This window comes from Sphingomonas yabuuchiae (genome assembly GCF_001477495.1).
Classification (GTDB): Bacteria; Pseudomonadota; Alphaproteobacteria; order Sphingomonadales; family Sphingomonadaceae; genus Sphingomonas; species Sphingomonas yabuuchiae_A.
The window spans coordinates 1-15,081 of record NZ_LDTF01000061.1 but is presented as its reverse complement, the minus strand read 5'-3'; the positions used below and the strand labels follow the sequence as shown (position 1 = coordinate 15,081).

The 15,081-nt window shown below is 65.7% G+C and carries 10 protein-coding genes and 1 tRNA gene; 10 read left to right on the top strand and 1 reads right to left on the bottom strand.

Annotation, left to right across the window (positions count from 1 at the left end):
* Positions 1-74: 74 nt before the first annotated feature.
* From NS355_RS11295 to NS355_RS11250, 10 genes are all read left to right on the top strand, one after another.
* Positions 75-2,375 carry a TonB-dependent receptor gene (locus tag NS355_RS11295; protein ID WP_244489658.1) on the top strand — a complete coding sequence of 767 codons (2,301 nt, stop codon included), beginning with the start codon at positions 75-77 and terminating at the stop codon, positions 2,373-2,375.
* Positions 2,375-3,697 carry an alpha/beta hydrolase family protein gene (locus tag NS355_RS11290; protein WP_058745809.1) on the top strand — a complete coding sequence of 441 codons (1,323 nt, stop codon included), beginning with the start codon at positions 2,375-2,377 and terminating at the stop codon, positions 3,695-3,697. Before NS355_RS11295 ends, NS355_RS11290 begins: the two co-directional genes overlap by 1 nt.
* Before the next feature lie 83 nt (positions 3,698-3,780).
* Positions 3,781-5,637, top strand: coding sequence for a glycoside hydrolase family 2 protein (locus NS355_RS11285; protein ID WP_084787855.1), 1,857 nt, complete (start codon positions 3,781-3,783; stop codon positions 5,635-5,637).
* A 56-nt stretch (positions 5,638-5,693) separates the two neighbouring features.
* On the top strand, positions 5,694-6,185 hold the full coding sequence (locus tag NS355_RS11280; protein ID WP_058745808.1) for a nucleoside deaminase: 492 nt from the start codon (positions 5,694-5,696) through the stop codon (positions 6,183-6,185).
* Between the two features lie 49 nt (positions 6,186-6,234).
* Positions 6,235-6,311 (top strand) — tRNA-Pro (locus NS355_RS11275).
* A 97-nt stretch (positions 6,312-6,408) separates the two neighbouring features.
* Positions 6,409-8,403 carry a hypothetical protein gene (locus NS355_RS11270; RefSeq protein WP_058745807.1) on the top strand — a complete coding sequence of 665 codons (1,995 nt, stop codon included), beginning with the start codon at positions 6,409-6,411 and terminating at the stop codon, positions 8,401-8,403.
* A gap of 550 nt (positions 8,404-8,953) precedes the next feature.
* Complete coding sequence (locus NS355_RS11265) at positions 8,954-10,987, top strand: S8 family serine peptidase (RefSeq protein ID WP_244489657.1); 2,034 nt, start codon at positions 8,954-8,956, stop codon at positions 10,985-10,987.
* Positions 10,988-11,126: 139 nt separating this feature from the next.
* Entirely contained in the window at positions 11,127-11,759 is a 633-nt protein-coding gene (locus NS355_RS11260) for a hypothetical protein (protein ID WP_058745806.1), read from the top strand.
* Between the two features lie 12 nt (positions 11,760-11,771).
* The gene (locus tag NS355_RS11255; RefSeq protein WP_058745805.1) at positions 11,772-12,227 is read left to right on the top strand and encodes a hypothetical protein; all 456 of its coding nucleotides are present in this window, start codon (positions 11,772-11,774) and stop codon (positions 12,225-12,227) included.
* Positions 12,224-12,661 carry a hypothetical protein gene (locus tag NS355_RS11250; protein WP_058745804.1) on the top strand — a complete coding sequence of 146 codons (438 nt, stop codon included), beginning with the start codon at positions 12,224-12,226 and terminating at the stop codon, positions 12,659-12,661. Before NS355_RS11255 ends, NS355_RS11250 begins: the two co-directional genes overlap by 4 nt.
* A gap of 461 nt (positions 12,662-13,122) precedes the next feature.
* Here the strand turns inward: NS355_RS11250 and NS355_RS11245 are convergent.
* Positions 13,123-15,081, bottom strand: a 1,959-nt coding sequence (locus NS355_RS11245; protein WP_153008196.1) for an autotransporter domain-containing protein, incomplete at its 5' end; no start/stop codon positions are given.

Sequence of the window (15,081 nt, the reverse complement as noted above, 5' to 3'; positions counted from 1 at the left end):
TAAGGCCATTCGGTATGTTTGGTTGACAAGGCAAGACCGGCCAAGACCGGCGGCAATGGGAGGGAAGGATGAAGATGCTGCGTTCCACCGTGGCCCTGACGGCGATGATCGTATCGCTGTCCGCGGCCGCCCAAGTTTCGGCTCAGCAGGCGGCACCGTCACCAGCCGATGAGGCGAAGCTGACCCAGGAGGCGCAGGGACAGCCCGGCGGCCCGACATCCAATGTCGCACCCGAACCGGCCAGTGCAGGCGACATCATCGTCACCGCCAACAAGCGCGCCGAGAATGTCCAGCGCGTCCCACTCGCCGTCTCGGTCGTCGCCCCGGCCCAGCTGGCGGCGGCAGGTGTCCGCAACTTTACCGATATCGGCAAGGTCTCGTCCTCGCTGGTCGTCCGCCCGGCCGAGCAGCCGCAGAACTCCAACATCTCGCTGCGCGGCGTCGGCACCTTCGCCTTCGGTATCGGCGTCGAGTCGAGCGTTGCCGTGCTGGTCGACGAAGTGCCGCTGGCCTTCCAGGCGCGCGCCTTCACCGATCTGCCCGACGTCGAGCGGATCGAGGTGCTGCGCGGCCCCCAGAGCACGCTCTACGGCAAGTCGGCCTCGGCCGGTCTGGTCAATCTGATCACCCGCAACCCGACCTCGGAACTGCGCATCCGCGCCAATGCGGTCGCGACGACCGATCGCGAGCAGGGCATCAATTTCAGCGTCTCCGGCCCGATCAACGAGCAACTCGGCTATGTCGTGTCGGCCGCGTACAACAACTGGGACGGCAATATCCGCAACTTGTTCAACGGCAAGCGGGTCAATGGCCGCGAGACGCTGAACCTGCGCGGCAAGCTGCGCTGGGAGCCGACCGATACGGCCGCGCTCGTCATCTCGGGCAATTACGTCAACGGCAACACCACGGTCGGTCGGCCCTTCCTGTTGTTCGGACAAAATGCCCGGCTGCGTGGCACCGCCGGGCTGACCCCATCGGCGGTGCTCCCCGGCGTCGTGGTCGGGCCGGACAACCAGACGATCAGCAACAATTACAACTCGCGCACCAAATATGAGGGCGGCGGCGGCTATATCCGGGGCGAGTTCGGGATCGGGTCGCTGAACCTCGTCACGATCAGTTCCTATGACCGTTTCCACCTGAACGACTATCTCGATCATGACGACACGTCCGCACCCGGCAATCTGGGCAAGAACACCCAGATCGGCGTCTTCAATTCCGAGCAGGTGACCGAGGAAGTCCGGCTGCAATCCGATGCCGACAAGCCGTTCCGCTATACGGTCGGGTTGTACGGCGCGAATGTGAAGTTCAACCGCCCGTTCCAGCGCGGGCCGTATTTCTCGCTCGCCAATTGGTACGCCACGTCGCAGTCGCGCCAGGTCGCGGCCTTTGCGCAGGTCGACTGGACGATCGTACCCGACCTGACCTTCACCGGCGGCGGGCGCGTCCAGAACGAGCGGGTCAGCTATACTTTCCGTGACAATCTGGCGGGCACGGCCTTTGCGGGGCATGCCAGCGACACCGCGGGGACCTATCGCGGTACGCTGCGCTATGATTTCAGCCCGACCGTCAACGGCTTCGTGACCTATGCGACTGGTTACAAGGGCCAGACCTACGACCTGACCACCGGCTTCAACCGCAACCGTGCGCTGGCCGGGCCGATCCGTCCTGAAAAGTCGCGGGACAAGGAAATCGGCATTCGCAGCCAGTTCCTCAATCGACGCCTGACCGCCAATGTCACGCTGTTCGACACCAATTACCGCGACCTTCAGGCCCAGACCATCGAGACACTGGCGGACGGCACCTCCAACTATCGCCTGACCAATGTCGGCAAGCTCAACACCAAGGGTGTCGAGTTCGAAGGATCGATGCGGTTCAGCGACAGCTTCAACCTGGGCGGCGCGGTCACCTATCTGGACGCAAAATATACCGAGTTCGGTGTGGCGCAATGCTACCCGCTGCAGACGGCGGCGCAGGGCTGCACCGGCTCCCCGGCCAGCCAGAACCTGACCGGCACGACCGCAATCCAGGCGCCCAAGTGGAAGTTCAACGCCAATCTGGATTATTCCCCGCGCCTGACCGCGACGACGCGCGGGGTCGCGCAGGTGAACTGGCAATATCAGAGCAGCCTCTATTTCCAGGCGCGCGATCCGCAGACCTTCCAGCCCGCCTTCAGCATCGTCAATGTCGGTCTGGGCGTCCGCGAGGAGGATCGCCGCTGGGAGCTGGTCGCCTTCGTCAACAACCTGTTCGACAAGCAATATTACGGATCGCTGGTGAACACGGCGGGCAATTTCGGCAACAACGTCGCGACCCAGGCGGTGCTGCCGCGTGACTTCCGCCGCTATGCGGGTATGCGCCTCGGCCTGAACTTCTGATGCGTCGGATCGGTCTAGGGCTGGGGCTGGCCGTGGCGGTGCTCGCCGTCGCGGCCACCGCGCAACGGCCGGGGGAAGGGCAGGGCGATGCCCCGGCCCGGCCGCCGGTCGATGCGCCCGAACTCGCCCGGCTGGGCCGCTATCCGGTCGGCGTGCAGCGCAGCCGGTTCGTCCAGCCGGGACAGGCCGATCCGCTTCAGGGCAGGGACCGGCCCGCCATCGTCGATCGGGAACTGCCGCTGCTGATCTGGTATCCTGCGGCCTCGGCGGGGCGGGGGACCACCTACAAGACGGCCTTGTCCGGCGAGGATGGCCGGGACGTGGCCTTCGACCTGCCCGGACTGGCCTCACCCGCTCGCCCGGTCGCGGCGGGTCGTTTCCCGCTGGTGATCCTGGCGCATGGCTATGGGAACACGCCCGAGGTCCTGTCCTGGCTGGGCGAGAATCTGGCGAGCAAGGGCTATGTCGTGGTCGCCCCGGCCTTTCGCGATCCGCCGATCAGCATCCGCACCGATGCCGCCCGCGCCGGACCCATCGCCCGGCGGCCGCTCGACATCGCCTTCGTCACTGCCGAGGCACAGGCCCGCGCGGAGAAGCGTCAGGGCATATTCGCGGCCGCCGATCCGACGCGAACCGCGCTGATCGGCTATTCGATGGGCGGTTACGGCGTGCTGACGGTCGGTGGCGCACCGCTGAACCCCGGCATGGGCAGGCTCAGCCGGGGCATCCTCACCCCCTATGCCGCCGATCGGGCGGGCGAATTGCGGGCGAAACATCTGAAAGCCATCGTCGCGCTCGCCCCCGCCGCCCGCTTTGGCGACGTGCCGATCTGGACAGAAAAGGGCGTGGGCGCGGTGCCCGTGCCGACGCTGATCGTCGTCGGCGATCATGATCGGGTCGTCGGGCACGAGGCGGTTCGCGCGCTGTTCACCGCGCCCGCACCCTCCCCGCGCTACCTGCTGACCTTCGCCCAGGCGGGGCACAGCATCGCGCTGGCCCCTGCACCTCCGGCAATGCGGCAGCGCTTCTGGGACATGGACTGGTTCGAGGATGCGGTGTGGCGCAAGGACAGGCTGCTGCCCATCCAGACCCATTTGATCACCGCCTTTCTCGACCGCTATGTGAAGGGCGAGACGGGCATGGACGCCTATCTGAACGGCCTGACGGTGCAGTCGGACGCGGGCCGCTGGTCGGACGCGCCGGTCGGCCGGGTGGCGCAGTACAGTCCGGGCCCGCCCGCCTCGACCGTGTGGAAGGGTTTCCAGCCGGGCCGTGCGGTCGGCATGAGCTTCGAATATCGCCCCGCCACCGGCTGGCGATGAGCGCGCGCGCGATCTAGATTGACGACAAGGGCTGGCGGTCAGGGCCGGCCGAATGACGGGAGAGCGGTATGATGGGCAGGACCATGTGGCGATATGCCGTGGCGGGCATGATGCTGGCCACGGGCGCGCCGCTCTTCGCGCAGGATGCCGCGCCTCGGCCCGGCCCCGTTCTCGCGGCGGCCGATCTGCGCGACGGCACCGACCTGTCCGGCCCCTGGCATTATTCGATCGACCCATTTCGCTCAGGGATTTCGGGCTTCCATGGCGGCATGCCCGACAGCGGGCAGCAGCGTTGGAAAGATGTCGACGTTCGTGCCGAAATGGCGAAGGACAGCCGCGTCCTCTACGAGTTCGACCTGCCCCATTCGCCACTGACCTCGCTGCCGTCGTCCTGGCTGACCCAGGCGCCCGAGCTTCGCCATTATGACGGGCTGATGTGGTATCAGCGGACCTTCGCCGCCCCCGCCGTCCGCAAGGGCCGTTATTTTCTTCGGTTCGGTGCGGCCAATTACGCGACCATCGTCTATCTGAACGGCAAGCCGGTCGGAAAGCATGAGGGCGGCTTCACGCCCTTCGCCTTCGACGTGACCGGGCTGCTGCGCGAGGGCCAGAACCAGGTTACGGTCGGCGTCGACAGCCAGGCGACCGAGGCGACCGTGCCGCCGCCCGTCACCGACTGGGAGAATTATGGCGGCATCACCCGCCCGGTCCGGTTGATCCAGACGCCCGATACCTATGTCGACGATGCCTGGGTCCGTCTGACTCGCGACGGACGCATGGCGGTGGACGTACATCTCGACGGTCCGCAGGCGGCGAACCGGCCGGTGCGGCTGCGTATCGCCGAACTGGGGCTGGACCGGGCGGGGACGACCGACGCCCATGGCGACTGGCGCGCGACGATGGCCGCCCCTCGTGCACTGGTCCGCTGGTCGCCCGCGCGGCCCCGGCTCTATGATGTGGCGGTGACGGCGGGCGAGGATCAGTGGCGCGACCGGATCGGTTTCCGCACCATCGAGCGACGCGGGGCCGACATCCTGCTCAACGGCAAGCCCATTTTCCTGCGCGGCATTTCGATGCACGAGGAGGAACTGGGCGTTGATCCCACCCGCGCCATGACCCCGGCCGCCTCGCGCGCGCTGCTCAGCGAGATCAAGGACGGGCTGCACGGCAATTTCGTCCGGCTGGCCCATTATCCGCATTCCGACGTGACGGTGCGGTTGGCCGACGAACTCGGCCTGATCGTCTGGAGCGAGGTGCCCGTCTATTGGCGCGTGGCCTGGTCCAACCCCGACACGCTGAACCGCGCGCGGACGATGCTGGTGGAGAATATCCTGCGCGATCGCAACCGCGCCTCAATCGCGATCTGGAGCGTCGCCAACGAGACGCCCGTGACCGACGCGCGCAACGTCTTTCTCCGCACGCTGGTCGGCGATGTCCGTCGGCTGGACGATACGCGGCTGGTCAGCGCTGCGCTGCTGGTCGAGCGGGGGGAGGGCGCGGATCACCCGGTCATGACCCTCGCCGATCCGCTGGCCGACGCGCTCGATGTCATGGCGATCAATACCTATAATGGTTGGTACACGCAGGACCGCCTGACCGATCTGGCGCGCAGCGAATGGCGGGTGCCCGCTGACAAGCCGCTGATCTTCTCTGAATTCGGCGCCGATGCCCGGGCGGGTTTCCACGATCCGGCGAACAAGCAGAAATTCTCCGAGGATTTTCAGGCGGATTATTACCGCGCCACTTTGGGCATGGCCGACCATGTGCCGACCCTGCGCGGCATGTCGCCGTGGATCCTCAAGGACTTCCGCTCGCCGCGCCGCCAGAATCCCGATTTCCAGCAGGGCTGGAACCGCAAGGGCCTGATCTCCGAGACCGGGCAGCGCAAGGAGGCGTTCGGCGTGCTGAGCGACTATTACGCGACAAAGGCCGAGCGGTGACAGGCGGGATTCCAAACGCTTGAGCCCGAAAGCTGGGCTACGGCGTTAACCCCACCATGACCCAGGACGACGAAAAATGGATGCGCATGGCGATCGAGGTGGCGCGGTCGAAGGGTTCCGATCCCTCGACCTCGCCGCTCGGATCGGTCATCGTGCTGGACGGCAAGGTGATCGCGGCCGAGCGCAACCAGACCGAGGAACTCCCCGACGCCACCGCCCATGCCGAAATGATGGCGATCCGCCGCGCCTGCGAAGGGGAAGGCGAACTCGAACTGCGCGGCGCGACGCTTTACTCGACGCTGCAACCCTGCGGCATGTGTACGATGGCGTCGATCTGGTCCAAGGTCGAGCGGGTCGTGTACGGCGCGGGCCGCGACGACGTCCACCCGATGTATTTCGAGGCACGGCATGTCGACACGCTGGGCTTCATCGCGGATGCCTATCGCGACGACATCGTGATCGAGGGCGGCTGCCTGCGCCAGGAATGCGCGGCCCTTTATTACCCGCCCGACGCCGATCTGTCGGAGGAGGAACAGGCCAACCTCTGAAATTCCCCTTGCACCCGCCGCCCCGCTTCCCCTAAGGGCAACTCCCTGTCGGGGAGTGGCGCAGTCTGGTAGCGCGCCTGCTTTGGGAGCAGGATGTCGCAGGTTCGAATCCTGTCTCCCCGACCATCCGCATCTAAGTCTCTGATTTTGCGTCTTAACGATGGCGATCAGGGACGGTTGTACCCCCGACTGTACCCCTCGCTGTACCCCTTGGGGTGGCGGAATGGGCTTTTCGAACGTGGCGCTGCGCGGCAGTCGCTATTGGTGGCGCAAGAAAATGACGGTCGCCGGCGTGCGGTTAACGCTGGCGTTACCCATCGGTGCGATGAGCTTTATGGACGCGCGGGTGATCGCCTTGCGTCTTGGTTCGGCGGCGGAAACATTACGCATGGGGTATGGCGAGCGGTCGACGGGTGTCAGCCCGGATCAACTCAAAAAGGTGTTCAGCGACGCACTGCGCTGGCAGTTGAAGCGCATTCTCGAGGATCAGGTCGCCAGCAGCACTCCCGCCGTCGATCATGCCAGCCTCAACTCCCGCTATGCCGAGGCCTGGACCTTCCTGTCCAAGCGCGGGGTCGACGCGAAATGGACGCTCGACGACCTTGATCGCCTGACCGCCAACGGTTGGAACCTGTCCGACGCCAAGGCCGTCGCCGACACGGTCTTTGACCTTCAGGGTGGAAGCCCTGTCTCCGGCGAGCAGATCGGCACTTATGTCGAAAATTTCGGTATCGCGCCGACGGCGGCAAATCTGGACAAGATGCGCCGTACCATCTGCGCCGCCAAGGCCGTTGCGTGTCGGAAGGCGACGGCGAACCTGTCCCTGGAAGAGGATTTGCCCGCTGAATGGATCGACGACGCGCTTGCGGACGATACGCCATTCGCATGGGAAACGACGTCGGTCCCGCCACCTCAGCCGTCCAAGCCGCAACCGACCAGCCCGGTCGAGCAGGTGGCAGTCCAGCCGGTGCCGGCCAAGGCGAAGCAACGCCTCGTCGACGCCGCCGACGCCTGCATCGCAGTCCATGAACGCCAGCGCGCGTGGGACGCAGTCACGATCCAGCAGGTTCGAACCGCTGTCCGCCTGTTCGACTATGCGTGCGGCGGCGACGTCTTCATAGAGGATATCACGCAGGAGCATGTGACTGACTTCACTGACCTGTGCAGCACCCTGCCCAACCGCTGGGGCCGTACAACCGAGGAACGCGTGGGCGGGATTGCGGCGAGCTTGGCACGGGCCAAGACCATGCCGGAGAAGATGCTCGGCATTTCCCAAGTTACGATCAACAAGCATATCAGTTGGATCATGGCCGTCCTTCATCACGCCGCAGGTGCGAACAGGGAGAAAGGCCATCGTCCCGCCGAAGCGATCGACTTCAAGACGGCCCGGAAAGGCGTCGGCAAAAAGGCACGTCAACAGCAAAAGCGTGATCGGGAGAGGCGCGCGAACTGGACGAAGCAGGAAGTTCGCCGGCTGCTGTCGGCCCCGATCTGGACCGGGGCGGCCGGGATCGATCGCCGCCTGACGCCCGGAAGCGAGATCCTGCACGATGCTTGGTACTGGCTGCCGCTCATGCTGCCGCTCTATGGCGGTCGCAGCTCGGAGCTGGCCGGGTTGCCGCTTAGCGATGTGCATGAAGACGAACTGATTCCATATCTACAGATCGATTTCACGGAAGACCGTGGGCTGAAGAATGTTCAGTCCATCCGCAAGCTGCCGATCCATCCGGAGCTGATCCGGCTGGGCTTCATCGAATATGTCCACGCGATCCGTGCGGCGGGCTGCACCATGTTGTTTCCAGACATGGCATCGCCGGGCAGTTCCAGCTTCGCCAGCACCTTCTACAAGAGCATCTTCAATCCGTGGAGAAAATGGGCGTTCCCCAACGGAACGCCCTGGCGGCATCAGGCGGGCGGCGCTTGGAAGGACAAGGACGTCCACAGCTTCCGCGGTACGGCCACGTCGATCCTGAAGGGCGTCGTTCCGGACAGCGTCCGCTGCGACATCTTCGGCCATGAAGGCGAGACCGAGACAGCCAGAACCTATGACGACGAGGCGGAACTGTCGATCAAGCTGGAGGCGTTGAAACACCTGACGCCACTGACCGCGCATATCCAGCCGAGTCTGCCGATCCGCATTCGCCCGGCGAACCGACTGAGGTTCGGAGTGCGTACGCCCAGTCGCCTTGACCGGCCGAAAGCGGACAAGACGAAGTGAACAGTGTTTTGCACAGGGTTTTTGCTTCCACACTGATCGCCGCTTGAGATTGTTAACGCATCCGGCTTAGGGTCGAGGCGTTCGCCAGCAGGCGGACCGAGGCGTGGAAACCTCGTCAGTAAGTAGCCGTACGCCCGGCCCGAATCCTATTCGGCCGGGGAGCGGGCGTGTATGTCCAAGGCACAAGCCCAAAGACGCTCGCGCCTGTCTTACTGCAGGTTTCCAATCTCCGGCTCACGGGCCGGCACCGCCTCGTTTCTACAGGGCGGTGCCGCCGGCTGGGAAGGCCGATCGGCACCACGCGGACGGGGGTTCGGGCGTGGGTGCAGTTATCGGGAGCCGCAATAGACGGCTTACCATCATCAGGAGTTCGACGGCCGCGTCGGTGACGCTGCTACTCGCCGCATGCGGTGGAGGCGGTGGAGGCGGTGGCATCAATTCTTCCGGGTCGATCCCGACACCCAGTCCGGCACCGTCACCGACTCCCACGCCGTCGCCGACATCAATATCATCCGCCAGCAGCGCGGAGTATCAAGCATCGGGTTCGGTCGTGTCCGCTAAAGCTGCCTATGCCTATGATCAAGGGATCGCCGGCAAGGGCGTGACGATCGCGATCCTCGACACCGGCATCGATACCTCCGGCCGCGAATTCGCCGGGCGCATTTCGCCGGACAGTACGGCCTTCGACCAGAAGATTGCCCGCTGCGGCACCTGCGCCGCTGAGACGATCCGCTTCGAAGTGAAGGATGTGATTGGTCACGGCACAAGGGTCGCTGGCGTCGCCGCCGGTGCCCGCGACGGCAATGGCATTCAGGGTGTGGCGCCTGATGCCACGATCCTGGCGCTCAAGATCAGCGGGCCGGACATGTCGAACGTGACGCCCACATCCGGCGCCGTGCCGGAAGGAAGTGGGCCGAACCCCGCGCTGCTTGCGCCCGCCATCCGCTACGCTCTCGAGAAGGGGGCGTTCGTCATCAACCTGAGCGCTAACGGAAGCGTCGCCGGACAGCAGGCGATCGACCAGCGTGCGGCGATGGACGCCGTGCGACAGGCCGACCGGCTATTCGTACAGTCCATCTCAAATTTCACCGACGAAGACAGCTTCACCGGTCAATTCGCCGAAAACCTCATCGGCACAGATCGTGCCAACAAGGACTGGTTCCTGTTTGCGATCGGCGTCGACCGCAACGGCAATCCGCGTAGCGCCAACGGAAGCCCAAGCCCGCTCGCCGATCGCATGATCGCGGCGGGCGGCAACGCTGTGCAGACCATGGATGAAAGCGGCGCGATTGTGACGGTGACCGGCAACAGCTTCGCTGCTCCCGCAGTCGCCGGTGCGGCGGCGCTCCTCAAGCAATATTGGCCGCAGCTTGGCGGCAAGGCGATCAGCCGCATCTTGCTCGACACCGCCACCGACGCCGGTGCGCCGGGCGTCGATCCGATCTTTGGCGCGGGCATTCTCAACATCGAAAAGGCGATGCAGGCGCAGGCGCCTGCTGCTGCCTTCGCGGCCGCGCAGACCGTATTGGCCCGCTACTCCTCGCTTACCGTCTCGGGTCCGTTCGGTGGTGGCGCCGGTGCGGCGGCGTTGGGCGACAAGGTCTCCGGCATGACAGTGCTCGACCGTTATGGCCGGGACTTCCACATGACGGGTGCATCCGGCATCCGCGCGCAGAGCTCTGGGCTCTTGGCCGGTGCGATGCTGACGCCGGTCGATCCGCCTTGGCTGACGCCTAACCCGAACGATGCAAGGTTCGGCTTTGTATCGCCGGCGACGACCACGGGTTATTGGCAGGGCGCGCGATCCAACCGCCCGGCTTTTGCCTCCTTTTCTCCGGCACGGGGGCAGACGGTCACGCTGGGCGCGAACGTCGCGATCGGCCAAAGTGCCGCCATTGCCGGATCGCCGTTGCGCGGGATCGGCGCGACACCGGTCGGAATGACGTCGAGCTGGACCGGCTCGGGCTGGTCGGCATCGTTCGCCTCCGGCACGTCGCGTGATCGTCGGACCGGGCAGCGCACCGTCGCAATAACAACGCCGCTGGGAATCGGGCTGGAGCTGACCAACCTCGCCGAGCGTGGCCGCGTGCTGGGGCTGAGCGGCGGTCCCGACCTCGGGTTGGAGGGGGCCTCCACCACGATGGCGACGCTGACGATTCGGCGGACCGTTGCCGGACTGGTGCTGTCCGCGCGGGCGACAACTGCCAATACCCGCGTGCGCGGTGGGTCCAAACTGATGCGCTTCGACCAGCCGGTGCTTGGCACCGCTTACGCGGTCGAGGGTGCACGCGGCCTGCTCGGCGGCGTCGCGACGCTTGGCCTGTCCTCGCCGCTCCGCGTCGAGCGTGCGCGGGCGACCATGGTGCTGCCAGTCACCTACGACCTGATGTCGGGGGCGCTGGCGACGCGGACAGCGGTGGTCGATCTGGCCCCATCAGCGCGTGAACTCGACATCGAACTGGGCTGGTCGGCGGCACTGTCGCCGACCTCCTCGGTGCGGTTCGGCATCGCCCGCGCTTTCGATGCCGGCCATGTTGCAGGTGCGACCGACACGGCAGGCTTCGTGACGCTGGTGCTGCGATGACCTGCCACCTCGCCGCACGCGCACCACCTCCGGGCTGATGCCGCCAGCCAGCAGGAACACCCATGACAGTCAGGACTGCGACGCCGGGACGGCTCCCCGGCGAACGATGTCGCGCGTCCGCGGAACAGGAAAACGCAAGATGATCAAGACAATGACGATCCCCACCATGCTGTTGCTGGCGGTAAGCGGCACGGCCAGCGTACCGAGCGTAGCACAGCCGCTGGAGACGGCGCTCAATTCGGTCAAGACGTTCGACATTGCCGGTATCCGCCCCGGCATGAAGGCCGCCGACGCGGTGGCGCTGCTGCGAAGGACCGGTTGGACGGTGAGCGCTGATCCCGGCAACAGCTGGTTGGAAGTCGTGGAGGAAGCAGTTGCCAGACGGCGCAATGAGATACCGCCGACGTCCGCCCGATCCGGCGTTTACGCTTACAACGCCGCTAAGGGCGAAGAGACTGTCCGGGCCAACATTGTCCCCACGCCGGACGGTGGCCGGGTTGGCATAGTCCAATATCGGGCGCCGCAGGCTGGCCGCAGCCACGAGCAGATTCGCGCCGAAGTGATCTCTCGTTACGGCCCATCGATCTATGGCCCGCGCCAACGGGTACTGATCGCACCCCAGGGCAAGCTTGGCGACACGATGTCGCTCGAGGTGGACTCGACCGGCATGCGCCTGACGCTGTCGCCAAGCAGCGCGGCGGATCGTGAAGCCCGCGCGCTGGTCGACCGGGCGGTCACTGCCCGGCTCGGCGCGGTCGGCACATCTTTTTAAGCGGAGCGGCAGATGCCCTACCTCATTGGCATGATCCTCGGCGATTTGCTCGGTCGGATCGGGTTTTTCCGCGCGGCGGGCGCAGCGCTGCTGTTGGGCGCGGTCGGGTTCCTCGCCTATCGTCTGGTTGCGGCGAACCTCGACCCTGCGATGGCCTATGGCGCTGCCGTGGCTGCGCCGCTGACCTTGTTCGGCTGGGCAATCTGGCATCCGGCGGCGTCGCGCTTCCGGCTATGGATCGTCGACGGCGTCTATCTTGCCGCGCGGCTGGCGATGTGGTGGGCCGGCATCGCTTTCGTCCTCGGTCTCGTTGCTGCTGGCTTCCGTATCGACCGCTGGCTGGCGGGGGAATGGCCGCAGGCGGCAACCGCCGGGTTCTTCTGGCTGGTGCAGCGGGCGCTGGGCGCGCAGGTCGCCCGCTCGCACCGGATTTTGGGCGAGCGCAGCGTCATCGAGCTCGATGCATGAGGGGGCCGCTGACGCTTCGGATCGTCGCGGCGCTGGTGCCGGTGCTGACGTCCATCGCCACAGTGGATGCGGCACCTCGCCCTGCGGTGCTGGAGGCAACGACGGGGGCGGATTGGCGGGCGGCTGGCCTTGATGGTACCGGCTGCTACTGGTCGCCCCGCCGGGGCGGACCGATCCACTTCGTCGCTGCTGGGGACAAGGCGATGACCAAGGTTGGCGGTCGCATCGTCATCCTTAAACCGCGACGCGATGCGCGCGACTTGTTCCCGTTTACCCATGACGCCTGGCGGTCCGGCGACCTGACCATCCGGGTCGTCGATACCGCGCGCATCAGGTCCATGGGCTACGAAACGGTCACGACCGACGCGGCGCTGATCGTCACTCGCCGCAACGTCACGACCCGGCTGCGCGGGTCGATGATCTGCGGGTCATAGCCCGGCCGCACGGCGGCGACGAATAGCCTGCGGCTATGCCGCCGGAGGGGCAGGAAAGTACAGAAAGAGCCCGGGCCAGGATGGGAGAAGGACAATAGAGAAAGCTGGAGGCGCAAAAGCGCAAAAGGGTGGGAAGTCCACCCTTTTGCGGGATGCGGGACACATTTGCGTCCGGTCCTCCACACGGGCGAGCCCGCGTTCCGGAAGGCGTAGTGGTCGCCTATACGTTAACGACTGAGCCAGTCGAAGCGCGCTGGCTGCGACCGTCCCCAGAGGGATCGAGAAATGAGATTTGGTTGATCTGCTCTAAAACCATATTCGGAAGGCAATAAGAAAGCTGCTCTGCGATTTTGCCCGACAGGATGGGCGGATCGGTACTGAGACTATCGACAGCATTTACGAAGTGCCAGGACGGAAAAGGCGGGTCGATGCTCGACGTACAACTGACCGCCCTTTCCGCATCAGAACTGCTTCCGAACTTGTACCCCGGTGGTTGCGGCGCGTTCGCCGTTGGCGACCCGAACGCCCACATCCAGCCCGACATCCCAGCCCGACGGCAGCGCCAGACCGATGCCGGGTGCGAACATGAACTGTTCGCGTGACCATCCCGATGCGAGCAGGCTGTAATAGGACGGCCCGGTTACGTCGGCATAGTCCAGCCCTTGGCGGGTGCCACCGGTGAACTCGTGCAGCCACTCGGTCCGCAACCGTCCGGTCAATACCCCGAAGGGCACGGGCCGCTGCCACGCAAGGCGAACGCCGAGTGCACCGGTTACGGATTGCAGGTCGCGATCGTCGAAGCGCAGATTGTAGATGCCAGCACCTTCCTCGATGTAGCGGTTCAGGCGACCGTTCAGATATTCTGCCCGGCCATAGACCGACCAGCGTAGCGCACCGGTGGTCCGATCGATCCCCGACGACAGTGCACCGGTGGTGAAGCTGCCCGACCGATCCGCGGTCGCCAACGCTCCCGCGCCCTCGTCAAGCCGCCGCAGCGAATAATCAAGCCAACCATGTGCGACCATGCCGTCGACGAACCATCCCTGCATCGGCGACGCGCTGCCGTAGATGGCCACCACTTGGCTGTCGCTGTTAACCTGACCGGCGCCACCAGCAATCGTGCTGCGGTCATGGCCGAGGCCTCCGCCGATGCCGAGGGTAATCCCCTTGGCAACATGCAGATCGACACCTGCACTCACGCCCGAGGTCGTGGCAGTGACCTTCGACCGACCGGTGATCGCATCGCGCGTACCGATGTCGATGGTACCGCCGGACCACAGCCCGACCCGTCCACCGCATCCGGCGGGCGCGACGTCCCGACCTTCATCGCGGCGTTCGTCCTGCTCCGACGGATCGCCGGTGCGTGCGCCACGACGGTCACGTTCGGACAAGCTGCGTTCGATCGGCTGCCCCGGCATGTGCGAGCTGCCCGGCATGTCCGTCGACCCCAGGCGCAGGCCATTGATCGAACGACCGCATTCGGCTCCGTGCAGTGCTTCGGCGTGGCTCATGAAGTTGGCGACCTGCGCCCGTGAGAAACGGCGCGCCGCCTCCGCCTGCGCATCGCTCATCGCGCGTACCTTGGCATCCTGCGACGGGTCGGGGCGCGCCGTAACGTTGATCGTCACCACGGCCGGCGCCGATGTACCGAACACGTTGGCGAGCGTGTACCCGACCTCGATCGTCCCGTTGAAGCGCGCCTTGGGCGTCACTTGCAGGCGGAAGGTCCGCGCCTCGGCCGTGCCGTTGGAGACGATCGTCGCGGTCGCCTGATCCGCAGGCGATACGCTGGTCACCGTGGCGGCCGTGAACGGGCCACCCGCAGCGGCTGCGGTGAGATCCACTGAGATGGACTGGCCATCGGTCGCGGATGCGGTGATCGCTTGGGCGGTGGGTGCCGTGCCGACCACCTGGATGGTGGCGGTTGCCGGTGCCGAAGTGCCGCCCGGTCCTACAGCGACATATTGGAAGGTGTCCGTCCCCTGGTATCCCGCTTCCGGGGTATAGACCGCGATGATCTGACCCGGCACCGACACCGAGGACATGGCGATGGCCATGGCCATCAGCGGCGAACCGCCGATGCCGCGCATCGCAAGTGTCCGCGAGATCGTGACCGTGCCGTGCGCGGGCTGGGTGACGACGCGGATATCATCGAACTGACCGGTGACCAGGCTCGACAGATTGAGACTGACGCTTTTGCCGGCCTCGGTCTTGGTATTGGCCGCGACCGAAGTCGTCACCGGATCGGCAACGACCGGCGGCGGCGGCGGGTTAACGGTCAGCGTATAGGTTGCGGTGCCGGTGGCGCCATGGGCATCGGTGATCGCGACCGTGACGGTGTAGCTGCCGGCGGTGGTCGGCGTGCCCGAGAGCGTGCCGTTGGCGGCCAGCGTGACGCCGGCGGGCAGGCCCGTGGCGCT